The 24,278-nt window shown below is 68.5% G+C and carries 19 protein-coding genes; 10 read left to right on the top strand and 9 right to left on the bottom strand.

The features are described from left to right. Nucleotides 1–10 precede the first annotated feature (10 nt). Nucleotides 11–313 carry a hypothetical protein gene (locus AC07O3_RS27735; protein ID WP_093053641.1) on the top strand — a complete coding sequence of 101 codons (303 nt, stop codon included), beginning with the start codon at nucleotides 11–13 and terminating at the stop codon, nucleotides 311–313. A gap of 35 nt (nucleotides 314–348) precedes the next feature. On the opposite strand, the gene AC07O3_RS27730 is transcribed toward AC07O3_RS27735, so the two are convergent. The 5 genes from AC07O3_RS27730 to AC07O3_RS27710 all read right to left on the bottom strand — a co-directional run bounded on the left by AC07O3_RS27730 (nucleotide 349) and on the right by AC07O3_RS27710 (nucleotide 6,361). Then, a complete protein-coding gene (locus tag AC07O3_RS27730) occupies nucleotides 349–2,022 on the bottom strand; it encodes a thiamine pyrophosphate-binding protein (protein ID WP_495340817.1) in 1,674 nt (557 codons plus the stop codon). Between the two features lie 25 nt (nucleotides 2,023–2,047). After that, on the bottom strand, nucleotides 2,048–3,277 hold the full coding sequence (locus AC07O3_RS27725) for a pyridoxal phosphate-dependent aminotransferase (RefSeq protein ID WP_495340816.1): 1,230 nt from the start codon (nucleotides 3,275–3,277) through the stop codon (nucleotides 2,048–2,050). After that, nucleotides 3,274–4,173, bottom strand: a complete 900-nt coding sequence (locus AC07O3_RS27720; protein WP_495340815.1) for an amino acid ABC transporter substrate-binding protein — start codon at nucleotides 4,171–4,173, stop codon at nucleotides 3,274–3,276. Before AC07O3_RS27720 ends, AC07O3_RS27725 begins: the two co-directional genes overlap by 4 nt. Nucleotides 4,174–4,275: 102 nt before the next feature. Then, nucleotides 4,276–5,814, bottom strand: a complete 1,539-nt coding sequence (gene amaB / locus AC07O3_RS27715; RefSeq protein WP_495340814.1) for an L-piperidine-6-carboxylate dehydrogenase — start codon at nucleotides 5,812–5,814, stop codon at nucleotides 4,276–4,278. A gap of 127 nt (nucleotides 5,815–5,941) precedes the next feature. Beyond that, a complete protein-coding gene (locus AC07O3_RS27710) occupies nucleotides 5,942–6,361 on the bottom strand; it encodes an MAPEG family protein (RefSeq protein WP_495340813.1) in 420 nt (139 codons plus the stop codon). A 95-nt stretch (nucleotides 6,362–6,456) separates the two neighbouring features. Here AC07O3_RS27710 and AC07O3_RS27705 point away from each other — a divergent pair, with 95 nt between their 5' ends. Further along, entirely contained in the window at nucleotides 6,457–7,116 is a 660-nt protein-coding gene (locus tag AC07O3_RS27705) for a hypothetical protein (RefSeq protein ID WP_495340812.1), read from the top strand. 10 nt (nucleotides 7,117–7,126) lie between these two features. Here AC07O3_RS27705 and AC07O3_RS27700 read toward each other — a convergent pair whose 3' ends face one another. Next, a complete protein-coding gene (locus AC07O3_RS27700) occupies nucleotides 7,127–7,993 on the bottom strand; it encodes an IclR family transcriptional regulator (protein WP_093053620.1) in 867 nt (288 codons plus the stop codon). A gap of 217 nt (nucleotides 7,994–8,210) precedes the next feature. Between AC07O3_RS27700 and AC07O3_RS27695 the strand changes: the two genes are divergently transcribed. The 7 genes from AC07O3_RS27695 to AC07O3_RS27665 are packed head-to-tail and all read left to right on the top strand — an operon-like array spanning nucleotide 8,211 to nucleotide 14,874. Then, complete coding sequence (locus AC07O3_RS27695) at nucleotides 8,211–9,284, top strand: ABC transporter ATP-binding protein (RefSeq protein ID WP_093053617.1); 1,074 nt, start codon at nucleotides 8,211–8,213, stop codon at nucleotides 9,282–9,284. Beyond that, complete coding sequence (locus AC07O3_RS27690; protein WP_093053615.1) at nucleotides 9,281–10,144, top strand: ABC transporter permease; 864 nt, start codon at nucleotides 9,281–9,283, stop codon at nucleotides 10,142–10,144. The genes AC07O3_RS27695 and AC07O3_RS27690 overlap by 4 nt, the downstream gene beginning before the upstream one ends. A gap of 4 nt (nucleotides 10,145–10,148) precedes the next feature. After that, nucleotides 10,149–10,943 carry an ABC transporter permease gene (locus AC07O3_RS27685; protein WP_093053612.1) on the top strand — a complete coding sequence of 265 codons (795 nt, stop codon included), beginning with the start codon at nucleotides 10,149–10,151 and terminating at the stop codon, nucleotides 10,941–10,943. 3 nt (nucleotides 10,944–10,946) lie between these two features. After that, the gene (locus tag AC07O3_RS27680; protein WP_495340811.1) at nucleotides 10,947–11,258 is read left to right on the top strand and encodes a (2Fe-2S)-binding protein; all 312 of its coding nucleotides are present in this window, start codon (nucleotides 10,947–10,949) and stop codon (nucleotides 11,256–11,258) included. Further along, nucleotides 11,255–12,658: an FAD-dependent oxidoreductase gene (locus AC07O3_RS27675; protein ID WP_495340810.1), complete on the top strand. Its 1,404-nt coding sequence runs from the start codon at nucleotides 11,255–11,257 to the stop codon at nucleotides 12,656–12,658. The genes AC07O3_RS27680 and AC07O3_RS27675 overlap by 4 nt, the downstream gene beginning before the upstream one ends. Continuing rightward, nucleotides 12,655–13,797, top strand: a complete 1,143-nt coding sequence (locus tag AC07O3_RS27670; protein ID WP_426391136.1) for an NAD(P)/FAD-dependent oxidoreductase — start codon at nucleotides 12,655–12,657, stop codon at nucleotides 13,795–13,797. The genes AC07O3_RS27675 and AC07O3_RS27670 overlap by 4 nt, the downstream gene beginning before the upstream one ends. Nucleotides 13,798–13,824: 27 nt before the next feature. After that, nucleotides 13,825–14,874: an ABC transporter substrate-binding protein gene (locus AC07O3_RS27665; RefSeq protein WP_495340809.1), complete on the top strand. Its 1,050-nt coding sequence runs from the start codon at nucleotides 13,825–13,827 to the stop codon at nucleotides 14,872–14,874. A gap of 4 nt (nucleotides 14,875–14,878) precedes the next feature. Here AC07O3_RS27665 and tet read toward each other — a convergent pair whose 3' ends face one another. Continuing rightward, nucleotides 14,879–16,111 (bottom strand): Tet(A)/Tet(B)/Tet(C) family tetracycline efflux MFS transporter, encoded by a 1,233-nt coding sequence (tet, locus tag AC07O3_RS27660; RefSeq protein WP_495340808.1) that lies wholly within the window; start codon nucleotides 16,109–16,111, stop codon nucleotides 14,879–14,881. A 68-nt stretch (nucleotides 16,112–16,179) separates the two neighbouring features. Here tet and tetR point away from each other — a divergent pair, with 68 nt between their 5' ends. Then, nucleotides 16,180–16,869 (top strand): tetracycline resistance transcriptional repressor TetR, encoded by a 690-nt coding sequence (gene tetR / locus AC07O3_RS27655; RefSeq protein ID WP_093053596.1) that lies wholly within the window; start codon nucleotides 16,180–16,182, stop codon nucleotides 16,867–16,869. Here tetR and AC07O3_RS27650 read toward each other — a convergent pair. Then, a complete protein-coding gene (locus AC07O3_RS27650; protein WP_093053593.1) occupies nucleotides 16,811–18,448 on the bottom strand; it encodes a GMC family oxidoreductase in 1,638 nt (545 codons plus the stop codon). The genes tetR and AC07O3_RS27650 overlap by 59 nt on opposite strands. Before the next feature lie 8 nt (nucleotides 18,449–18,456). Continuing rightward, entirely contained in the window at nucleotides 18,457–24,159 is a 5,703-nt protein-coding gene (locus AC07O3_RS27645) for an alpha-2-macroglobulin family protein (protein ID WP_495340807.1), read from the bottom strand. Between the last annotated feature and the right edge of the window lie 119 nt (nucleotides 24,160–24,278).

The following is a 24,278-nucleotide window of genomic DNA, read 5'->3' as shown; positions in this document are numbered from 1 at the left end:
CGGAGGAACCATGCCATCCATGTCCGAAAGCGAACGCATCGCCCTTGCTGCCCGCCTTCACGTGGCGCTGCGGCGAAAGCATGGGCGCGTGACCGACACCGAGTGGATGGCGACCAATGCCGAGTACGCGGCCGAGATCGTGCGCATGACGCGCGCGCACGCTGCTGACACCAAGGACGAGGAGCTCTACCAGTTGGCGACACGGCTGGAGCAGGCGATGGAGCCGCTGGCTCGCGCTGCGCGGTTGGCGGCGCGGCAGCCCGATGGGACGCCGCCTACGCCGCCGCCTCGCTATGTGGGTGGGTTGCGCTGAGTCTTTTCGGGGTGCGTGCGAATGACACCGGGTGCTCAGCTTGCAGCCAGCGCTGCCTTGCGAATCGACTGCAGGGTGCTTCCCGGGGTGATCGCCTCCGGGTCCAGCAGGCAATGCAGGATGGCCGGCTTGCCGCTGGCACGCGCACGAGCCAGCGCGGGGCCGAATTCTTCGGTGCTGGTCACGCGTTCGCCGTGGCCGCCGAACACTTCGGCATAGCCGCGAAAGTCCGGGTTCTTCAACTGCGTGGCGCTGATGCGACCGGGGTAGTGCTTTTCCTGGTGCATGCGGATCGTGCCGTACATGGCGTTGTCGAGCAGCACCACGATGATCGGCAGGCCGTACTGCACGGCCGTCGCGAATTCCTGGCCGTGCATCATGAAGTCGCCATCGCCCGCGAACACGACCACTTCGCGCTGCGGCCACAGCCGCTTGGCGCCGACGCCGGCCGGCAGGCCGTAGCCCATCGAGCCGCTGGTGGGCGCAAGCTGGCTCGCGTAGGAGCGGAAGGGCCAGAAGCGGTGCACCCAGGTGGCGAAGTTGCCCGCACCGTTGCAGAAGATGGTGTCGGCTGGCAGCACTTCGCGCAGGTGCTGCATGACCTCGCCCATCTGCAGCGGGCCGGGAATGCGGATGGGAGCCGGGTCGCTCCAGCGCAGGAAGTCTTCGCGGGCGGTCTTCGTTTCTGCCTGCCAGGCCGGCGTTTGCGCGGGGCGCAGCGTGGACACGGCTTCCGCGAAAGCCTGCGGCGTGGCGTGGATGCCCTGCGCCGGACGATAGAGCTTGCCGAGCTCGTCGGCGTCGGCGTGCACATGCACCAGCGCCTGCTTCGGCTGCGGAATCGCCAGCAGCTCGTAGCCCTGCGACGGTACTTCGGACAAGCGCCCGCCGACCAGCAGCACGAGGTCGGCGTTGCGGATGCGCTCCAGCATGCGCGGATTGGCGCCAAGGCCCAGGTCGCCCGCATAGCAGGGGTGCTCGGCCGACATCAGCATCTGGCGACGGAACGAGCAGTACACGGGCAGCGAGAACGCGGCCGCGAAATCCGCGAACTGCTGCGTGGCCTTCTCCGACCAGCGGCTGCCGCCCAGGATGACCACCGGGCGCTGCGCCTGCGACAGTCGCTGCTGCAGCTCTGCGAGTTGCGCTGCACCGGGATGGGTTTCGGTCACCGCGTAAGGCTGCGCGTCGGCCACCGTCGCAGCCTCGGTCAACATGTCTTCGGGCAGCGCGATCACCACCGGCCCGGGCCGGCCCGAGGTTGCGACATGGAAGGCACGCGACACCAGCTCAGGCACCCGTGCCGGATCGTCGATCTGCACCACCCACTTTGCCATGGTGCCGAACACCGCGCCGTAGTCCAGCTCCTGGAAGGCTTCGCGGCCCAGCGCATCGCGCGCGACCTGGCCGACGAACAGCAGCAGCGGCGTCGAATCCTGGTGCGCGATGTGCACGCCGGCCGCCGCGTTGGTGGCGCCCGGTCCGCGCGTGACGAAGCACACGCCCGGCTTGCCGGTGAGCTTGCCCTGCGCCTCGGCCATCATCGTCGCGCCGCCTTCCTGGCGGCACACGGTCACGTCGATGGATGCGTCATGCAGCGCATCGAGCACGGCGAGAAAGCTTTCGCCGGGCACGCAGAACAGCTGCTTGACGCCGTGGGTGATGAGCTGGTCGACCAGGATCTGGCCGCCGGTGCGGGGTGAGGTCATGCGGTTTCCAATGAAATGAAGGAGGTCATTCGAGCGCGGCGCAGGCAGCGATGATGCGCGCGCACGCCTCTTCCAGCTGCGCCATCGACGTCGCATACGAAATGCGGAAGTACGGCGCCAGCCCGAACACGCTGCCCGGCACCACTGCCACCTCGAAGTCCTGCAGCAGGTAGCGGCAGAAGTCGCTGTCGGTCTGCAACAGCGCGCCGCCGCGGGTGCGCTTGCCGAGCACGCCGGCGCAGCTCGCGAAGGTATAGAACGCGCCTTCCGGCACGCGGCAGCGCAGCCCCGGCGCGCGGTTCAGCGCGGCGACCACGAAGTCGCGCCGCGCCTGGAAGTCGGCGCAGCGCTCGGCCACGATGTCCTGCGGCCCGGTCAGCGCCTCGATGGCAGCGGCCTGGCTGATGGACGAGGGACACGAGGTCGTCTGGCTCTGCACCACGGCCATGGCCGCGATCAGCGCGCGCGGCCCGGCGCCGTAGCCCACGCGCCAGCCGGTCATCGCGTAGGCCTTCGACACGCCGTTGATGGTCAGCGTACGTTCGCGCAGGCGCGGCTCCACGGCCACCGGCGTGGCAAACGCCAGCCCGTCGTAGAGGATGTGTTCGTAGATGTCGTCCGCCAGCACCCAGACTTGCGGATGGCGCAGCAGCACCTCGCACAGCGGTTTCAGCTGCGCTGCGCTGTAGGCCGCGCCGGTCGGGTTCGACGGCGAATTGATGAACAGCCAGCGCGTGCGCGGTGTGATGGCCGCTTCGAGCTGCGCGGCATCGAGCCGGAAACCGTTCTCCCCGGTACACGCCACCGGCACCGGCACGCCGCCGCAGATCTGCACGATGTCGGCGTACGAAGTCCAGTACGGCGCGGGCAGGATCACCTCGTCGCCGGGGTTCAGGCTGGCCATCAGTGCGTTGAAGATCACCTGCTTGGCGCCTGCGCTCACGCTGATTTCGTCGAGGGCGAAGTCGAGCGCGTTGTCGCGCTTGAACTTGAGCTGCACCGCCGCCTTCATCGCCGGGCTGCCGTCGAGCACCGTGTAGCGCGTGTCGCCGCGCCCTATGGCGCGCACCGCAGCCTCGCGCACGTTCTGCGGCGTGTCGAAGTCAGGCTCGCCCGCGCCCAGCACGATCACCGGACGACCCGCGCGCTTGAGCGCGTTCGCGTTGTCGGTGATGCGCAGGATCTCCGAGACGCCGATGGCGCGCACGCGCTGCGCCGGCTGAAAAGCGAGGGAGGCAACGGTATCTGCTGTCACTTGGCGTAGGCCTCCAGTGGCTTGTCGTTGGGTTCGAGCATCAGCTGCTTCAGCGCCGCGCTCATCGGCAGGTTCAGGCTCGTGTTCTTCGGCGGAATGGCGGCCACGAACCACTTGGTGTAGATCTTCTCGAGGTCGCCGCTCTTCATCATTCGGCGCAGCGAATCGTCCACCGCGGTCTTGAAGGCCGGGTCGTCCTTGCGGAACAGCAGCGCGATCGGCTCCGAGCCCAGCGCGTCGCCCACGATGCGATAGGCCGCGGGGTTCTTCGAGTTCGCGATGATCCCGGCCAGCAGGTTGTCGTCGAGCACGAAGGCTTCGGCGCGGCCCGACTCCATCAGCAGGAAGCTTTCGAGGTGGTCCTTGCCGAGCATGGTGTTGTACGAGACGTTCTGCGCGCGCTCGCGCTTGCGCAGCAGCTGCACCGCAGTGGTGCCGGTCGATGCCGAGACGTTGCGGCCCGCGAGCTGGTCGAGCGTGGTGATGCCCGAATCGACCTTGGTGGCCATGCGCACTTCGCTCACATAGGTGGTGAGCGCGAAGGCCACTTGCTGCTGGCGCGCGGTGTTGTTGGTGGTGGGGCCGCAGCCGATGTCGAGCGTGCCGTTCTGCACCAGCGGGATGGTGTTCTGCGCGGTCACGGCCATGTATTCGAGCTTGGCCTGCGGTGCGATGTCCTTCAGCACGCGCTCGCACAGCTCGACGTGATAGCCCACGTACTTGTCGCCCGCGCCGAGCATGTAGGCCATGGGCGGCGAGGCTTCGCGCACGCCGAGCACGACCTTGCCGCTGGTCTTGATCTTGTCGAGGGTGCCGGTGGCCGGGGTCTGCGCGCTGGCACCGAATACGAATGCAAGCAGCGTGGCGGCCGCGATTCTCTTGAAGGGAATGCTCATGATCTCTGTCTCCTGGTTATGGTTTTTGGTGAATGCATGCAGCCGCCCGCCTGCCGCCGCAGCCAAACGCTGCGCGGCAAGCTCGAACGAACCGGGAGGCGATCAGTCGCCGATGTCGAAAGTCACGCCTTGCGCGAGCGGCAAGGCGGTGGAGTAGTTGATGGTGTTGGTGGCGCGGCGCATGTACGCCTTCCAGCTGTCGGAGCCGGCTTCGCGCCCGCCGCCGGTTTCCTTCTCGCCGCCGAAGGCGCCGCCGATCTCCGCGCCGCTCGGACCGATGTTGACGTTGGCGATGCCGCAGTCCGAACCCGCGCTCGACATGAAGCGCTCGGCCTCGCGCATGTTCAGCGTGAAGATCGACGACGACAGGCCCGCGCCCACTGCGTTGTGCAGTTCGATGGCTTCGTCGAGCGTGCTGTAGCGCACCACGTACAGGATGGGCGCGAAGGTCTCGCGCAGCACGGGGCCCTCATGCGACTTCAGCTCGACCAGCGCGGGGCGCACGTAGTAAGCGTCCTTGGTGCCGATGCCTTCGACGCGCTGGCCGCCGTGCACCTTTGCGCCGATCTCGCGGCATTCACTGAGCGCCTTCTGCATGCCGTCGAAGGCCGCGCGGTCGATCAGCGGGCCGACCAGCGTGCCGGCCTCGCGCGGGTCGCCGACCTGCACGTTGCCGTAGACCTTGGCGAGCTTGGGCACCAGCTGGTCGTACACGCTCTCGTGCACGAACAGGCGACGCAGCGTGGTGCAGCGCTGGCCGGCCGTGCCCATCGCCGCGAAGGCGATGCCGCGCAGCGCGAGGTCGAGGTCGGCCGAGGGCGTGACGATGGCAGCGTTGTTGCCGCCGAGTTCGAGAATGGCGCGGGCAAAGCGTGCGGCCAGCTTCGGCCCCACCTGCCGGCCCATGGCGGTCGAGCCGGTGGCCGAGAGAATCGGCACACGGTGGTCGTCGACCAGCACCTCGCCGACGTCGCGCTGGCCCAGCAGCAGGCCGAGCAGGCCTTCGGGCGCATCGCCGAAGCGTTCGATGGCGCGCTGCGCGATGGCGTGCACGGCCAGCGCGGTCAGCGGCGTTTTTTCAGACGGCTTCCACACCACCGAGTCGCCGCACACCAGCGCCAGCGCCGCGTTCCACGACCACACGGCCACCGGAAAGTTGAAGGCCGAGATCACGCCGCACACACCCAGCGGGTGCCAGGTTTCCATCATGCGGTGCTCGGCGCGCTCGGTGGCCAGCGTGAGGCCGTAGAGCTGGCGCGAGAGGCCGACGGCGAAGTCGCAGATGTCGATCATTTCCTGCACCTCGCCCGCGCCCTCGGACGGGACCTTGCCGGCCTCCAGCGTGACGAGCAGGCCCAGGTCGCGCTTGGCGGCGCGCAGTTCTTCGCCCAGCAGCCGCACCAGCTCGCCGCGGCGCGGCGCCGGCACGTTGCGCCAGGCCTTGAAAGCCTCGTGCGCACGGCCGATGGCAGCGGTGGCCTCTGCCGGCGAGGTCTGCGGCACCTGCGCAATCACCTCGCCGCTGACGGGCGAACGCACCGTCAGCTCGCCGCCGGTGTGGGCCTCGGGGGGCACGCCCAGACGCTGCAGCAGCTGCTCGACTTCGGTGGCGACGGAGGGGGAGGTGTTGGCTTCGGACATGGACGCGCTCCGGGAAGGAGGAGAAAGGAGGACCCGGTCAATATCTGCGAATCCCGCGCGCTTGCCTAGTGAAAATATGGAAGGACCTGATGCGTTTCAGGAATGAACTCGCACGGTTCATGTGCGCCTAGCGCACCAACCGGGTGGCCGCCATCACCCACAGCACCACCAGCACGCCGTTGCTCGCGGCGAACAGCACCAGCCGGTGGATCACGTGGTTGTAGGTCAGGTGCACCACGCTGTGCAGCGCGCGCAGGCCGACATACGCCCAGGCCAGCCAGATCGCCGTGGGCGTGGGCAGCACCGCTACATAGAAGAGCAGGCACACCACATAGAACAGCACCGGCAGCTCCAGCAGGTTCATGTAGTTGCGATTCGGGATGCGCACGGCGTCGGGCACCGCCGCCGATTCGCCCAGCTTGAAATCGATGCCCTGGACCTCGCGGCGCCGCACGGCGCGGATGCGCACGATGGGGATGAGCAGCAGCACCAGGCCGGTGAGGCCGGCGAGGGCGAATACGGGGTAGAGGATCGAGGGGTTGTTCATGGATGGGGCTCCTCGCGCGCATTGTCGTGTCAGGCGGAAGAGTCGAACTGGCCTGTTCGGCGACTGAAGGCGTAGTCGAAATTGCAAGGGCGGACATGGATCCGCCGCTGCCGAATCAGGCAACATCAGGCATGCACTCGGAATTCGAACAAGAAATCGTGATCCTGACGGGGGCCGAAGTGGTGCGCCGCCGCACCGGCATGTACTTCGATGTCCATGATCGCGATGTCGCTGCGACGCTTGCCCTGCAGGCCCTCTGCCATGCCATCGACGATGCGATCGACGGTCGATGCACACAGATTTTTCTGAAGATCGACGGCGCGGAAATCGACGTGCGCTACGACAGCGGCATGCCTCTCGAGCCCGACGCGCAGCATCCGAACTGGACGGTGGCGCAGATATTTCTCACGATCCATGCCGCCTGCCATTCGCGCAAACGTCATCTGGAGGTGGGTTCGGAGTTCTGCCGGATTGGGATCGCGGTACTGAACGCTGTCTGCAGCGAACTCACGGCGGAGATCAGGGACGGTGGAAAGCAATTGCGGCTGTGCTTCGAGCAAGGAGAGTTGCGGGAAGAGGCCCCGATTTCGGCCACCCAGGAAGCCGACGAAACGCGGCTGCATTTCGTGCTCGATCCGTCAATACTTCCGGACAACCGGCCCGGCGAAGACGCATTGCGCCGTGCCCTGCACGATCTGCACTCCCGATTTCCGGGCCTGAAGATCGAGATGGAATACGCATCCGCAAGCGATTGAAGCGAATCGCTCAGCCCGGCCCGGGCGCCTCGGGCAACGAAATCTTCTGGCTCGCCGGCGACCCCGCCAGGCTCTGCGCCGGCCTCCTCAACGTCGCATCGAACGGATTGATCTTCGGCCCGATGGCCGCAGCCTCGCGCTTGAGCAGTTCGACCACCGTCGGCATGCGGTCTGCATTGAGCCGGTCGGCAATCGTGCCCACGCTCAGTGCCGCCACGGCACGCCCCTCGCGGTCGAGGATCGGCACGGCCACGCCCGCCATGCCTTCGAGCAGGCCCGTGTTGCGCCCCGCGTAGCCCGCCTGCCGCACGCGCTCGATCTCGGTGCGCAGATACACCTCGTCGTACACGCCGTACTCGCGCACGCGTGAGAGGTTGAAGCGGATCACCTCTTCGCGCTCGGCCTCGGGCAGGAAGGCCAGGATCGCCAGCGCGCCCTGCCCCACGCCCAGCGCGATGCGCCCGCCGATGTCGCCGGTGAACGAGCGAATCGGGAACGGCCCTTCGCTGCGGTCAAGGCACACCGCGTCGAAGCCACTGCGCGCCAATAGAAAGATGCTGTCGCCCAGGCTCGCGCACAACCGCAAGAGCACCGGCCGGCAAATGGAGCGCAGGTCGCCCGGGTTGCCAGCGCTCGCTGCCAACGCGAAGAAGTCGATGCTCAGCCGGTAGAGCTTGCTGCGCTCGTCCTGCTCGACCATGCCTTCGGCCATGAGCGATTGCAGCAAACGGTGCGTGGTGGCCTGCGTGAGGCCCACGGAACGTGCGATCTGGGTCACGCGGCCGCCTTCGGCCTGCACCGCGCCGAGCGCGCGGATCACCGAAAAGACGCGCGGCACGCCGCCGCTGGCCGCCGGCGACGCCGAAGAGGTCTCCATACCTTGCTCCTGTGGAATCCGATGTATCAATCGCAGCCATCATATTCCATTGATCGGAATAAATTGAAGAAAGATTCTGATTAATGGAATACCCGAGGCGATCTGGCGCAATCGTTGCAATAGAGTGAATTAAGAGCAGCAAGCTGTCCGTGGCCCGCACCAAGGTGAAACAAGGGGCCTGAAGCCATCTTTTCGCCCCCGAAGAAAGGCCCGTTCCATGTCATTCCTCCGGCTTACCGACGTGACCAAGTTCTATGGCGCCACCCGCGCGGTGTCGGCCATGAGCCTCACTGTGGAAAAGGGCGAGTTCGTCTCGCTGCTCGGCCCCTCGGGCTGCGGCAAGACCACCACGCTGCAGATGATTGCGGGCTTCGAGGCCGTGAGCAGCGGCCGCATCGAGCTCGCGGGCAAGGACATCACGCATGCCAAGGCCAACACGCGCGGGCTGGGTATCGTGTTCCAGACCTACGCCCTGTTCCCGCACATGACGGTGGCCGACAACGTGAGCTTCGGCCTCGAGATGCGCAAGATGCCCAAGGCCGAGCGCATCGAGCGCGTGAAGCAGGCGCTGGCTCTGGTGCACCTCGAAGCGCATGCCGGACGCTACCCGCGCGAGCTTTCGGGCGGCCAGCGGCAGCGCGTGGCGCTGGCGCGCGCGCTGGTGATCGAGCCGCCGGTGCTGCTGCTCGACGAGCCGCTGTCCAACCTCGACGCCAAGCTGCGCGAGGAAATGCAGTTCGAGCTGCGCCAGATCCAGCGCAAGGTCGGCACCACCACGGTGATGGTCACGCACGACCAGAGCGAAGCCATGTCGATCAGCGACCGCGTGGTGGTGATGGAAGGCGGCTGCGCCACGCAGATCGACCATCCGCAGCGCGTGTACGAACACCCGAGCACGCGCTTCATTTCCACCTTCGTGGGCAAGGCCAACCTGCTGGACTGCCGCGTGTCGAACAGCGGCGCCACGCGCACCTGCGTCGAGGTCGGCGCGCTCTCGCTCGACGTGGACGACACGGGTTTCAGCGTCGACGCCGCCGCGCTGCTGAGTGTGCGGCCTGAAAAGCTGCAGCTGGTGCCGCCGGGCCAGGGCCGCCTCGACGGCGAAGTGCAGGAGCGCTTCTTCCTCGGCAGCCAGTGGCTCTACCGCGTGGCCACGTCCGTCGGCGATCTCACGGTGCTGAGCCCCAACGACGGGCGCGAAGCGCTCGAAGAAGGCGGCCGCACGGGCCTCGACTGGCCGGCGCACTGCATGCGGCTGCTGCCAGCGGAAGAAAAGGCTGTCGCGGCATGAGCAGCGTATTGAAGAGCAAGGCCACGCCCTGGTGGCTCTCCGGCCCGGCGCTGCTGCTGTTCACAGCGCTGCTGCTGGTGCCGCTCGCGCTCACGGCTGTGCTGTCGTTCAACGTGTACGACCCGGCCACCGGCCCCAAGTCCGGCGAGTTCACGCTCGCGCACTACGCGCTGGTGTTCTCCGACTCGTACTACCTCGGCATCTTCTGGCGCACCTTCTGGGTCTCGGCCCTTGTCACGCTGATCTGCGTGCTGGTCGGCGCGCCCGAGGCCTATGTGCTGAGCCGCATGCGCAACCCATGGCGCTCGGTGCTGCTGCTGGTGGTGCTGGCGCCGCTGCTGGTTTCTGTGGTGGTGCGTGCCTTCGGCTGGAGCATGCTGCTGGGCCCCGAGGGCGCGGTGAACGGGCTGCTGGGCCTGCTCGGCATCGGGCCAGTGAAGATCCTCTACACCAGCACGGCCGTGGTCATCGCGCTGGTGCACGTGATGCTGCCCTTTATGGTGATCCCGGTGTGGACCTCGCTGCAGAAGCTCGACCCGGGTGTCGAGAACGCAGCGCTCTCGCTCAACGCCACGCCCTTCACAACGCTGCGGCGCATCGTGCTGCCGCAGGTGATGCCGGGCATTCTCTCGGGCAGCCTGATCGTGTTCGGTCTTGCTGCGAGTTCGTTCGCCATTCCGGGGCTGCTGGGCGGGCGGCGCCTGAAGATGGTGGCGACCATCGTCTATGACGAATACCTCAGCGAGCTCAACTGGCCGCTGGGTGCAGCCGTGGCGCTGGTTCTGCTGGTGGCCAATCTCGTCGTGATGCTGAGCTACAACCGCCTGGTAGAAGGCCGCTACAAGAAAGCGCTGGGCTGAAGCGATGAACAAGAACGGCCCCATCGCCCTCGCGTTCAACGCGCTCGTCATCGTCTTCATGCTGGCGCCGCTGGTGGTGGTGTGCATCGTGGCATTCACGCCCGAGAACACGCTGACCATTCCGACCACGCACTTCTCGCTGCGCTGGTTCAAGGCAGTGTTCGCGCACCCCGACTTCATGCAGTCGTTCTGGAACAGCCTGTGGCTCGCACTGAGCTCGGCCACCATCGCCACGCTGCTCGCGGTGCCGGCGGGCATGGCGATCACGCGCTACGAGTTTCCGGGACGCAACTTCCTCAACGGCCTGTTCCTGTCGCCGCTGATCGTGCCGCACCTGGTGCTGGGCGTGGCGCTGCTACGGCTGTTCGCCCTGGTCGGCGGCACGGGCAGCTTCGGCTGGCTGGTGATGGCGCATGCGCTCATCGTCACGCCCTACACGCTGCGGCTGGTGGTGGCGGCGCTGGTGGGCTTCGACCGCAGTGCCGAGCAGGCTGCGCTGTCGCTGGGCGCGAGCCAGGCCACGGTGTTCCGCCGCATCACGCTGCCGATGATTCTGCCGGGCGTGACGGGCGGCTGGATGCTGTCGTTCATCAACAGCTTCGACGAAGTGACGATGTCGATCTTCGTCACCGCGCCGAGCACGGTGACGCTGCCGGTGCGCATGTACATGTATGCGACCGAGTCGATCGACCCGCTGATGGCGGCGGTGTCTGCGCTGATGGTGGCGATCACGGCCTTCGCGATGGTGCTGCTCGACCGTGTGTACGGGCTGGACCGCGTGCTGGTGGGGCGCAGATAAGCAATGACGACAACGACAACTTCGAACGCCCTGCTTCACCGCGTGGCCGAGACCACCGGGCGCGAGACCGTGCCCTTCACCCTCGACGGCGCACCCGCGAGCGCACTGGCCGGCGACACCGTGCTCACGGCCGTGCTCACGCAATGCGCCCAGCTGCGCCGCAACGAATTCAGCAACCTGCCGCGCGCCGGCTTCTGCATGATGGGCGCCTGCCAGGACTGCTGGATCTCCACCGGCGAAGGCGAACGGCTGCGCGCCTGCTCGACCTTCATCGCGCCCGGCATGGCGCTGGTCACGGGAAGGAATGGCGCATGACGACGGCAAGCGAAATCCGCCCCGCGATCGTCGGCGCCGGCCCGGCCGGCGTGCGCGCGGCGCAGACGCTGGTGGCGCATGGCCTGCGGGCTGTGGTGATCGACGAGGCGTCGCGCGCCGGCGGGCAGATCTATCGCCGTCCGCCCGCCAGCCTCTCGCAACGCACCGCGCGAACGCTCTACGGCTTCGAGTCGAAGCGCGCCGATGCCGTGCACTCGGCCTTCGATGCACTACAGGGCCGCATTGACCACCACTCCGACAGCCTCGTGTGGAACGCACAGGACCACAAGCTCGACGTGATGCACAACCCCACGTGCAGCACCCGTCGCGTGCCCTACAGCCACCTCATCGTTGCGACCGGCGCCACCGACCGCGTGCTGCCGGTGCCGGGCTGGACGCTGCCCGGCGTCTACACGCTCGGCGGCGCGCAGGTCGCGCTCAAGTTCCAGGGCTGCGCCATCGGGCGCCGCGTTGTGTTCCTGGGCACCGGGCCGCTGCTGTATCTGGTGGCGTACCAGTACGCGAAGGCCGGCGTGGAAGTGGCTGCGGTGCTCGACACCGCGCGCCTCGCCGACCAGATCGCCGCCACGCCCGCGATGCTGACGCAGCCCGCCGTGTTCGCGAAGGGCGTGTACTACGTGGGCTGGCTCCGCGCGCACGGCGTGGCGCTGCACAGCGGCGTGCGGCCGCTGCGCGTGCTCGGCGACGAGGCGCAGGGCCGCGTCACCGGCGTGGCATGGCAAGACGGCAACGAAGAACGCACACTGGCCTGCGATGCCATCGGCTTCGGCTACGCGCTGCGCTCCGAAACGCAGCTCGCCGACCTGCTCGGCTGCCGCTTCGACTACGCGCCGATGCACCGCGCCCACCTGCCGGTGCGCGATGCGGCCGGGCGCTCCAGCGTCGAGGGCGTGTACCTCGCGGGCGACGGCGCCGGCATCATGGGCGCGGACGCGGCCGAGTGGGCAGGCGAACGCGCAGCACTGGCGCTGCTGGCCGACAGCGGCGTAGCGGTCGACACAGCACGCGCCGCCGAACTCGAACGCAAGCTCGGCAAGCTCGCCGGATTCCGCCAGGGCCTCGAACGCGCCTTCCCCGTGCCGCAGGACTGGGCCGCGCACGCGAGCGACGATCTCGTGATCTGCCGCTGCGAAAACATCACGGCCGGCACGCTGCGCCAGACTGTCGCCACCAACGGCGCCGGCGAGATGAACCGCCTGAAGGCGCTGTCGCGCGTCGGCATGGGCCGCTGCCAGGGGCGCATGTGCGGCGTGGCGGCGGCGGAGATCCTCGCGCATGCCACGGGCCAGCCGCTGCAGCAGGTCGGCAGGCTGCGCGGGCAAGCGCCGATCAAGCCGATTCCGATCATGCTCGTGCCCGCGGAAGGAGCTGGCGCATGAGCACCATCAAGAAGCTGCAGACCGACGTCGCCATCGTCGGCGGCGGCATCGTCGGCTCTTCTGCCGCGCTGGCCTTGCGCCGCATGGGCCTGGGCGTGGTGCTGCTGGAGCGCGATCTTTGCGGCTCGCGCTCCAGCGGCGTGAACTTCGGCGGCGTGCGCCGGCAGGGCCGGTCATTGAGCCAGCTGCCGCTGACGCAGCGCGCGCACCGCATCTGGGGCCAGCTGCCCGAACTGCTGGGCACCGACGGCGAATACATCCGCTCGGGCCATTTCAAGATCGCGCGCAGCGAATCGGACATGGCCTCGCTCGAACGCTACCGCGCGCTGAGCAGCGACTTCGACCTGGGCCTCGAGCTGATCTCCGGCGCGCGCCTGCGCGAGCAGTGCCCCTGGCTCGGCGCGCGCGCTGTGGGCGGCTCGCTGTGCGCGGAAGACGGGCAGGCCAATCCGCGCCTCGTGTCGCCGGCCTTCGCGCTCGCGGCGCAGCGCGCGGGCGCGCAGATCTTCGAGCGCCACAAGGTCGACGAGGTCGCGCATGACGGCGCCATGTTCATGGTGCGCAGCGGCAACGCGCTCGAGGTGCAGGCGCCCGTGCTGCTCAACTGCGCGGGCGCCTGGGCCGGCGCCATCGCCAGCCAGTTCGGCGAGACGCCGCCGCTGCGCGCGCGCAGCCCCGTGATGGCGGTGACCGAGCCGGTGCCGCACTTCATGCAATGGAGCCTTGGCGTGGAAGGCGGCGGCATCTACTGCCGGCAGGTGGCGCGCGGCAATCTCGTGCTCGGCGGCGGCACGGGCATCACGCTCGATGCCGAACGCGCGCGCGCCGAGCGCGACGCCATCGCCACGCTCGCGATGCAGGCCGTGGAGCTGTTGCCCGTGCTGCGCCATGCGCACATCATCCGCACCTGGGGCGGCACCGAAGGCTACCTGCCCGACCGCGAACCGGTGCTCGGGCCCAGCCGCACCACGCCCGGCCTGTTCCACGGCTTCGGCTTCTCGGGCGCGGGCTTCCAGATCGGCCCGGCCGCCGGCGAAGTGCTGGCCGAGCTGGCGCGCGACGGGCGCACCGAGACGCCCATCGACGCCTTCGCCATCGAGCGCTTCGACGAACAACCCCTTACCGTTTCCCCCACCTGAACCTGAACCTGATTGGAGAGCATCGCCATGTACCGCATCGCCAAGTCCCCCCGCTTTCTCCTCCTTGCCGCGCTGCTCGCAGCCGCCGGCAGCGCCAGCGCGCAGACCAAGACCATCTACATCGGCATGAACGGCGGCACCATGGAGAAGGCGTACACGCAGTACGTCTTCCCGGCCTTCGAGAAGGCCTACGGTGCCAAGGTGGTGGTGGTGCCCGGCACCTCGTCCGACATCCTCGCGAAGGCGCAGGCCAACAAGGACAAGCCGCAGATGCACGTGATGTTCCTGGACGACGGCGTGATGGTGCGCGCCATCGGCATGGGCCTGTGCCAGAAGCAGAAGCCCAGCCAGTCGCTCAGCGAGATCTACCCGGCCGCGCGCTTCAAGGACGACATGGCCAGCGGCGTGAGCCTGGGCATGACGGGCCTTGCCTACAACGCCAAGATGTTCAAGGAAAAGGGCTGGGCCGCGCCCACCTCGTGGATGGACCTGGCCGACCCCAAGTTCAAGGGCAAGGTGGTGTTCCAGTCGATGTCGTCATCGTCCTTCGGGCTGCACGGCTTCCTGATGTTCAACCGCATCCAGGGCGGCAACGACAAGAACGTGGAGCCGGGCTTCAAGGCCTGGCCCACCACCATCGGGCCGAACGTGCTGGAGTACATCCCGAGCTCAGCCAAGCTCTCTGAGATGGTCCAGACCGGTGAAGCGGCGATCTTCCCGCTGACGCCCACGGCCGTTGCCGCACTCAAGACCAAGGGCATTCCGGTCGAGTACGCACCGCCCAAGGAAGGCGCGGTGGTGCTCATGGTCGGTCAGTGCGTGATCGCCAACAACAGCGAGCCCGAGCTGTCGCAAAAGCTCGCCGAGTTCCTGCTGAGCCCGTTGGCGCAGGCCAACGTGCTGCAGTACGGCGCGCAGATCCCGACCAACCCCAAGGCCCCGGCCGTGGGCGAAGGCGCGGCGCAGGTGGCGGACATCAACAAGTGGATGAAGACGGCCGTCACCATCGACTGGGAAAGCATCAACGCCAATCGCCCGGCATGGAACGCGCGCTGGAACAAGACGATCGAGAAGTGATTCGTCAGCCCTGCGCGGCGGCTTGCTTGGTCCTGCGCAGCAGCACCGGCAGGCACAGCAGGTAGAGCGACGCTCCCGCCAGCCACACGATGCCCGGAAAGCGCGTGCGGAACGCGAAGTAGAGCGGGCTGATGAGCAGCGGGCCGAACACCGCGGCCAGGCTGGTGATGCTCGCGAGCACGCCCTGCAGCCGCCCCTGCTGCGCCTCGCCCACGCGCGCCGAGAGCGTCGCCTGCAGCGCGGGTGCGCAGACGCCGCCCATGCACAGCAGCGGCAGCAGTGCGATCACCATCCAGCCCTGCGTGGCGAAGGCGATCAGCGCATAGCCCGTGCCGTCGGCGATGGTGCCGACGGCGATGGCTGCGCGTTCGCCCCAGCGCTCGACCAGCGGACCCGCCACGAAGCCCTGCACCAGCGCATGGAGCAGGCCGAAGACCGCCAGCGAGAGGCCGACCATGGTGCCGTTCCAGGCGTAGCGGTCCTGGCCGTAGAGCACCCAGGTCGTGCCGGCGACTTCGCCCACCAGCACGAGCAGCAGGAACACGCCGAGCAAGGGCAGCAGCGCCGGAAAGCTCCCGGCCCAGCGCAGCGGCGCGAGCGGATGCAGCACGCCGCGGTCGAAGGGCTGCGACGCGAGTACCGGCGGGCGCGACTCGCGCAACACCAGCAGACCCACGAGAAAGGTCACACCATTGAGCAGTGCGGCCGCGATGAACGGCAGCCGCACGCCGTGGTCGCCGAGCACGCCGCCGATCGCCGGCCCGGCGATGAAGCCCAGGCCGAAGCAGGCGCCCATGCGGCCGAACCAGCGCGCGCGCTGGTGCTCGGGCGTGAGGTCGGCGATGGCGGCGGAGGCCACGGCGGTGCTCGCGCCCGTCATGCCCGCGATCGCGCGGCCCACGAACAGCATCCACAGCGAGGGCGCGAAGGCCATGAAGAGCGCGTCGACAGCCGCGCCCAGCACCGAAGCCAGCAGCACCGGCCGGCGGCCGAAGCGGTCGCTCAGTGCGCCGAGCACGGGCGCGCAGAGGAACTGCATCAGCGCATATAGCGAGAGAAAGGCACCGAAGTGCCAGCCTAGGTCGCCGGTGTGGCCGACCTCGCGCAGCAGGCTCGGCACGATCGGCATGACCAGGCTGATGCCGATGGCGTCGAGCGTGACGATCGCGAGGATCACGAACTGCGCGTGGCGGCCGTTCGTCGCGAAAGAAGTTGAAGAACTGTTGGAATTTATCATTGATAAGGAATTATCAGCGATAAATTCCAGGCTGTGAAGTACCCGCACGAACTGGCATCGACATCGACATGAAACTGGACCGCGAAGTGATCCTCGAGGCAGCGCTCGCACTGCTCGACGAGGTCGGCATGGACAAGCTCAGCACCCGGCTGCTGGCCGAGCGGCTCGGCGTGCAGCAGCCCGCGCTGTACTGGCATTTCAAGAACAAGCGGGCTCTGCTCGACGCGATGAACAGCGAGATCCTGCACCGCGCCCACGAGCGCAAGCTGCCGCTGCCTGGCGAGACCTGGGACGGGTTCCTGCGCGAGAACGCGCACAGCTTCCGCCGCGCGCTGCTGGCGCGGCGAGACGGCGCGCGGCTGCATGCCGGCTCCGAGCCCGATCCGGGCGACCTCGACATGGTCGAGGCCCAGCTCGCGGCCGTGGTCAACCTGGGCGTGCCGGCGACGCAGGCGATGACGCTGCTGATCGCGCTGGGCCGCTACACCGTGGGCTGCGTGCTGGAAGAACAGGCGGCGCCGCCCGACGCGGAGATGCGCCAGCAGGCGCTCGATGCCGCCGCGGCCTCGCGTCCGCTGCTGGCCGAGGCGTTCGCCCACTACCGCCGGGCCGGGCCCGACGCGCTGTTCGAGATCGGCGTCGACCTGATGCTCGAAGGCGCGAAGGCGCGCCTCGCGGGCAAGGGCCAGGCCGCCGAGGCTAGCCCCCGGCCCCGCCGAGAATCCAGCCGGCGGCCTTCTCCGCCATCATCAGCGTAGGGCTGTTGGTGTTGCCGCTGGTGATGGTCGGCATCGCGCCCGCATCCACCACGCGCAGGCCCTGGATCCCGCGCACCCGCAGCTGCGAATCGAGCACGGCCATCGGGTCGCTCCCGGCACCCATCTTCGTGGTGCCCACCGGATGAAAGATGGTCGTGGCGATGTCGCCGGCCAGGCGCGCCAGGTCCTCGTCGGTCTGGTACTGCACGCCGGGCTTCCACTCCTGCGGCTTGTACTTGGCAAGCGCAGGCTGCTCGGCGATGCGGCGCGTGACGCGCAGCGAATCGGCCGCCACCTTGCGGTCTTCGTCGGTGCTCAGGTAGTTGGGCGCGATGGCCGGCGCGTCTTCGAATCGCTTGCTCTTGATGCGCACCGAGCCCCGGCTTGTCGGGTTGAGGTTGCACACGCTCGCGGTGAAGGCCGGAAAGCTGTGCAGCGGATCGCCGAAGGCGTCGAGCGACAGCGGCTGCACGTGGTACTGCAGATTGGGCCATTCGCGATCGGGCGAGCTGCGCGTGAAGGCGCCGAGCTGCGACGGCGCCATGCTCATCGGGCCGCTGCGCTTGAGCAGATATTCGAGGCCGATCTTCGCCTTGCCGACCATCGACGAAGCCATCACGTTGAGCGTGGGGGCGCCCTCGATCTTGTAGACCGCGCGGATCTGCAGATGGTCCTGCAGGTTGGCGCCGACACCTGGCGCGTCGAGCACCACGTCGATGCCGTGCTGGCGCAGCAGATCGGCCGGGCCGATGCCCGAGAGCTGCAGGATCTGCGGCGAGCCGATGGCACCCGCGCTCAGGATCACTTCGCGCGTGGCGTGCGCGGTGGTCATCTCGCTGCCGTTCCACACCTCGGCGCCGGTGCAGCGGCGCGTGCCGTCGGGCAGCGTCTCGAACAGCAGGCGCGACACCTGCGCGCCGGTCCAGAGCTCGAAGTTGGGCCTGCCATAGCAGGTCGGGCGCAGGAAGGCCTTGGCGGTGTTCCAGCGCCAGCCGTTCTTCTGGTTGACCTGGAAGTAGCCCACGCCTTCGTTGTTGCCGCGGTTGAAGTCGGCGGTGTGCGGCACGCCGGCCTGCGAAGCGGCTTCGGCAAAGGCGTCGAGGATGTCCCAGCGCAGGCGTTGTTTCTCGATGCGCCACTCGCCGCCGGCGCCATGCATTTCGTCGGCGCCGAGGTAGAAGTCCTCGTGCTTCTTGAAGGCCGGCAGCACGTTCTGCCAACGCCAGCCTTCGTCGCCGGTGAGATCGGCCCAGTGCTCATAGTCGCGCGACTGGCCGCGCATGTAGATCATGCCGTTGATGCTGGAGCAGCCACCCAGCGTCTTGCCGCGCGGGTAGCGCAGCACGCGGCCGTTGAGGCCAGCGTCGGGCTCGGTGCTGTAGAGCCAGTCGGTACGCGGATTGCCGATGCAGTACAGGTAGCCCACCGGAATGTGGATCCAGTGGTAGTCGTCCTTGCGGCCCGCTTCGATGAGCAGCACGCGCTTGCTCTTGTCGGCACTGAGCCGGTTCGCCATGAGCGAGCCGGCGGTGCCCGCGCCGATGATGATGTAGTCGAAGGTGTTGTCGTTGTCTCTCATCTTTTTTCTCAGGGTTTCACGGTCATGGTCTGGGCGGTGCCCTCGCCGAAAACTTCGGGTGCGTACATGGCCTCCACGCGCACCGGGGGCAGCTTGAAGTCGCCCGCGTTGTTCAGCCGCACGGTGTATTCCACGCGCCAGTTGCCGCGCGGCACGTAGCGGAAGTACGCACGGTAGCTGTCGGTGGCGCGTTCGATGTAGCTGGGCCAGGCCCAGCCCTCGCTGGTCTCGCCGCGCTGCGCGAGATTGCTCTCGCGGCCCAGGCCGCGGCCGAGCTGGCTCGCGCCCGAGGGCACGGCGTCGCGCACCACCACCCAGGTCTGCTCGGCGGTCGATTCGAGGTCCAGCCGCACCCGGTAGACGTCGCCCACCGACCACTGGCCTTTGCGCTTCTGCTCGACCGGCGTGACGCTGCGGCGTACCACGAGACCGTTGGCGACGGGCTGCGTGTTGCGCACTGCTGCCAGCGTGCTGATGGTGGCCCATGGCTTGCCGCTGCCTTCGTGGCGCAGTTGCAGCGTGCCTTGCGCGCCTTGGGCTGGCCAGGGCAGCAGCACACTCGGAGCCTTGGCATCGGTCCACGCCGCATCGCGCGTGGCGCGGCCCAGCGTGGCACGCGTCACGCCATCGACCGGGCCGGCTTCGAACTGCTGCTGGAAGCGGCGCAGCGCGACCGTGCTCCAGGCATTGCCGGTGGTGGTGCTCCAGCGGCCGGCGCTCTGGCGGCCGACCAGCCCTTGCGTGATGAGCGGCGCATCGGCCTTCCAGCTTGCGTCGGTCTCGGCCCATTGCTGCGCGAGCAGGGCCATGCGCGCGGCGGTGCTGTCGCCGCTCCACATGAACCACCACCAGTGCAGCGACGATTCATCGCGCCAGCGCAGGCGCGTGCCCTGCACGTCGAAGCGGCTGCGCAGTTGCGCGCCGGCTTCCTTCAGCGCAGCATCGCGCTCGGCATCGGCGGGCATCGCCATGAGCGCGCGCGACCAGTCGACCAGCGACTGGGCCGAGAGCGCGTCGAGCGCCTTGGGCTTGACCACGATCTTCGCGCGGCCATGCTCCACCAGCGTGGCCTGCGCGGCGAGCTGCTGCGGCTCCAGGTAATTGCGCGGCGCCCAGTCTTGCGCGGCCAGGCGGCCTTGAAGCAGGGCATCGAGCGCATCGAGCATCTGGCGGCGCGGGGCTTCGGGCACAGGCCAGCTCTTGGCGTGGGCGAGGTCGAGCAGCTGCACGGTGAGCATCTCGCTGCCGGGCAGCGAGGACTCGGGGAAGTAGCGCGCCAGGCCCTTGCCGTCGATGTACTTGGGCAGCTGGGCCATCAGCCGGTCCCAACTCGCGCGGTCGTCGAGCGACACGTAGCGCGAGCTCTGCTGCTCGAGGCAGCTGTACGGGTACTGCGCCATCCAGCGCGTGGATTCGGCCAGCGCTGCATCCACGAGGCTGGACTGCAGCGCCACGCGCACGCCGCCTGTGAGCGGCACGGCATCGCGCGGTTGCACGACGGGCACCGCGCCCGCGTCGGCCACCGACAGCAGCGTCGACTGGCGCACCGTGGCGGTCAGTGCTGGCACCACGCGCTGCGTGATCTCCAGCGCGTCGCTCTCTTCGCCGCCCTGCGCACTGATGCGCCAGCGCAGCGTGCCGGCGCCACCGGGCACGGCCACGGGCCACAGCACTTCCTGCGTCTGGCCGGCCGCAAGCTGCACGCGGCGCTCGATCTTCAGGCCGCGCGCGGCCAATGCATCGGCGGGCACCACATCGCGTGCGCCGGACCATTCGCCATTGGGCTCGACGACGGCCTCGGCCTTGAGCACCACGGCAAGCGGCGACGCGCCGGTGTTGCGCAGGCTGAGCTTCTGCACGATGGCATCGTCCGCGCGCAGCAGCTCGGGCAGGCCGCTGAAGATCTGCAGCGGCTGCGTGCTGGTGATGGTGGTTTCGCCCTGGCCGAACTGCGCCTCGCCCGCACTGGCGATGGCGACGATGCGGAACTGGGTGAGTGCGTCGTTGAGCGGGACGGTGGCGCGGGCTATGCCTTGGGCGTCGGTGCGCAGGTCGGTGCGCCAGAGGATGAGCGAGGAGAGGTCCGTGCGCGGGGGCGGCTCGTCCGGCGCGTCCGGCTTCGAGGCGCGCATCGCGGCGGCCGCGACCGGGGCCGGAGCGCCCGGTACGGCGCCGAACAAGCCGCGCGCGGCCTCGTCGTCCGGCCGGTGCTGCGGCTGCAGACCGAGCTCGACCCGGCGCAACAGGCGGGCATCGAGCGCCGTGCTGGTGACCGAGTTGCCGCGCGCCGCGAACATCGCCCGGGCCAGCGCCCAGGTGCCATTGGGCTTGAGCGCCAGCAGGGCCTGGTCCACCGCGACCAGTGTCACGCGCGCGCCCCCCACGGGCTGGCCGGCGACATCGCGCACCGCGATTTCCATCGGCAGCTGCGTGCGCGGCCGCGCCGTTGCAGCCTCGGGACGCAAACCGACGGAAAGCGTCCACGCGTCGGGACGCACCGGCACCTCCGCGCGCTGCACGCTCGCCAGCGGTGCGTCCTTGCCTGCGTCCTGCAGCGGATACACATAGCGCGCCGCCAGATGCACGTTGGGCGCATGTTGCGCAGTCAGCGGCAGTTCGATGCGCTGCGCCATCGCGGTGATCGCATGCACGCTGGCTGCCATCACACCTTCGCGTTCCACGGTGAGCAGCAGGTTCGCCGGCAGACGCTCGGGACGCGCGATCACGATGGCGGTCTCGCCAGGGCCGAAGGCCGGTCCGTTCTCCAGCTGCAGCGCTGAACGGGCCAGCGCCTCCTGCCAGCCCAGTGTCCAGCGGTACTGCAGCATGTTGGTGCGCACGACGGCGCGGCTGTGCTTCAGGCTGCTGGCGCTCGCGCTGAACAGCCATTGCTCGGGCACCTGCTGGCCCGACACCGCGGCGGGTAACTGCCACTCGCAGGCCCACCGCCCTTGCGCGTCGGTGCGGGTGCTGCACACATCCACCTCGGGGCCGAGGTCGGTGATTCGCGTCTGTCCGTTGTTCCAGTTCCGCTGCACCGGCTTGACACGCACGCTCACGGGTTCGTCGGCCACCGGCCGGTTCTGGTCGTCGAGTGCAATGCCTTCGATGGCCTGCGGCCGATCCCGGTCTTTCGCCCGCACGCGCAGGCCGAGCTTCATGCGGTCGGGCCACAGCATGGTGCTGGCGCCGACGGTCTGGGTTTCGCCGTTGGGGTCCTGGAACTTCAGCTCGGTCTGCAGCAGCATCGGCCGTTCCAGCGATGGCGTCTTGAGCCGCAGTTGCGTCCTGCCGGCGGCATCGAGCTTCGTGGCCTGCGGTGGAATGGACGGCGGCATGGCAGGCACGGCATCGAGCGTTTCGTCGTAGAACGCGTAGCCGGGCTGCGGACCTTGCACCTGGCGCGCCCAGCCCTGCTGCACGGTCACCGGCAGCCCGGCCGCGGCGCCGCCGGCGAAGTAGCTCAGCCGCGCATCGACCACCGCGAGTTGAGCGTCGCGCTCCCACAGCGCCTTGGTGCGCAGTTCGCTGTCGAACACCGGCGTGCGGAACTCCTCGACCTGGAACTGCGCACTGGCCAGCTGCCGGCCGCCCTGCAACACCAACACGGTGTAGTTGCCGAGCTTGGCGTCGAACGGGATCGTCCATTGGCTGGTGGCGCTCCCGTCGGGGCCGAGCGGCACACTGGACGTGCTCACCTTGTCGCTCCAGCTGTAGCGAATCTCGATATCGAGCGTGCCTGCCGGCGGCAGCGCGAAGCCGCGGCTTTCAAGCAGCCGCACGACGTGCTGCATGCTGACGGTCTCGCCTGCCTTGAACAGCGTGCGGTCGAGCACGGTGTGGGCGCGAAAGTTCTGCGCATCGCGGCCTACGGGAAAGCCGTTCCACCCTGCGAAGACCTGCATCAGCGCCATGTCGTCGCCGGCGCGCACCACCACCCAAGGGCTGTTGTTGCCGCCGCCACCGTAGCGTGGCGTCACGGCGCGGGTGTTGTTGCTGCACGCCAGCTTGCCACGCAAGGCCTCGTCCGGCCGGGCCAGGCCCTGCGCGTCGGTCTTGCCGCGCCAAAGCAGTTCGCGGTTGCACGAGTACACGGCCACGTCGGCGCCCGCCACCGGCTTGGCGCTGTCGAACGCGGTGACCCAGATCACCGAAGCACCTGCATTGCCGAAGCTCGCGCCGGGGTTGAGGTTGGTGGCCTGCACCACCGCATAGCGCTGGCGTGGCGAGGTATCCCGGGTTTCGTTCGGACCAAGCGGGCGTGTGTCGATGTATTGCGTGAAGGCGGCGCTGTCGGCGCGCACCACGTGCAAGCCGGGCGCGGCGAGCGGCACGCCGACGAATTCCATTGCATCGCCCTGCGTGGCCAGCGTCGATGTACGCGGTGCCCCTGCCTTGGCGTTCAGCTCTTCGGTGGGCCACTGGCCGGCCTGCTGGCTCTGCAGCAGTTCGATGGCGTAGGCCTCGATGCCCACGCCCATCTCGCCGCCGAGCCGCCATTGCCGCAGCGGCACCGACTTCTCGACGCGGCGCACGGCAAAGGCCGCCACTGCGTCGGACTTGCCGGCTTGCCACGGCATGACGGCGAGAGAGTTGGCCACACCCAGATATGGCGGCAGGCGAGCGAATTCGACTGTCTTGGGAAACTCCGACGCGTTGACCAGCGGCCGGCCGAGCACGTCGCGGAAGTCTTCGGGCAGGCGCGCAGTGAAGCGGGTTCCCTCGCCGAAGCTGCCCTTGGGCGGCATCACGCGCAACTGCCGAACCTCGTCACGACGCCATGTGTCGACGGCATCGAAAGACAGGTCGGCGCCCGACGCGTCGGTCAGGCGAATGCCGCCGGACCTCATGAGGCCGATGCCGGCGGAGAAAGTCAGTTCGACCGGCCGTCGCGGGTCGCAGGCCTTCTGTCCCTGGGGGTAGTCGAGCACCGTGCACTCGACACGCGCGGTGAAGCGCGGACGAGTGGTGTAGTTGAAGAGCTTCGGCTCGGCACCGCCCACGGGCGCCTGGCGCAAGCGCAATTGCACGCCTTCGGGCAGCGGCTGCGCACAGCGCAGTGCCAAGGCATAGGTACCCGACTGGGCTGCGCGCAGCGCCGAGGCCAGGGCGGCCCCGGTGACCAGCTCTGCCGGCTGGCTCTGCACCTTGTCGCCGTCGCGCAGCTCGCAGGTGAAGCCGGCCGCCAGCGTCTGCGGATCACCCACGGGCTGGGGGTCGTAATGGCGCAGCAGGAAGACCTGGTCGGGCGCAACCTGCGAGCCCTCGGCCGGAAAGGAAGTAGAGAAACCATGGGGGCCGGCCACGAAGCTCGCAGCCGGCGGCGTGGTCACCGCCTCGCCCGCCAGCGTCTTCAGCCCAGCCTTGAACACGACATTGCATCGCGTCCCGCCACGCACATCCTTCTCGAACTCGAAGGCCCAGGCGCGCGGACCGATCCAGCGCGCGCGCCCTGCTGGCGTCTGCGGCGAGCACTGCACGTTCGCGGGCTCGGCGCCTTCGCTCTGGCCCAGCGGCATCATGTCGGCGTCGAAGCGGATCGACACCTGCCGCACGTCGCGCGCTTCGCCTTGCGGGCTCACGCTGAGCACGCCGGCAGCGTGCAGCGTCGGCGCCGCGACGAGCGCCACGGCCAGGGCCAGCAGCCGCCAGAGCGCGCCGCCGGCCGAAGCCGGGTTTCGGAAAGTCCTCGTGTTGTTGTTCGCAGCCATGTCTCCTCGGTCCTCTCTGGTCTTCTGATGCTGGACGCGGGATGCGTCCGGGTTTCTAGGCGGTCATGGCGAACTCTACGGAAGAAACGTTTCAGAACCCGAAGGATCGGAGAGACCCC

It is taken from the genome of Variovorax sp. GW821-FHT09D05 (assembly GCF_059416325.1).
This window is presented reverse-complemented; position numbering and strand designations above follow the sequence as displayed.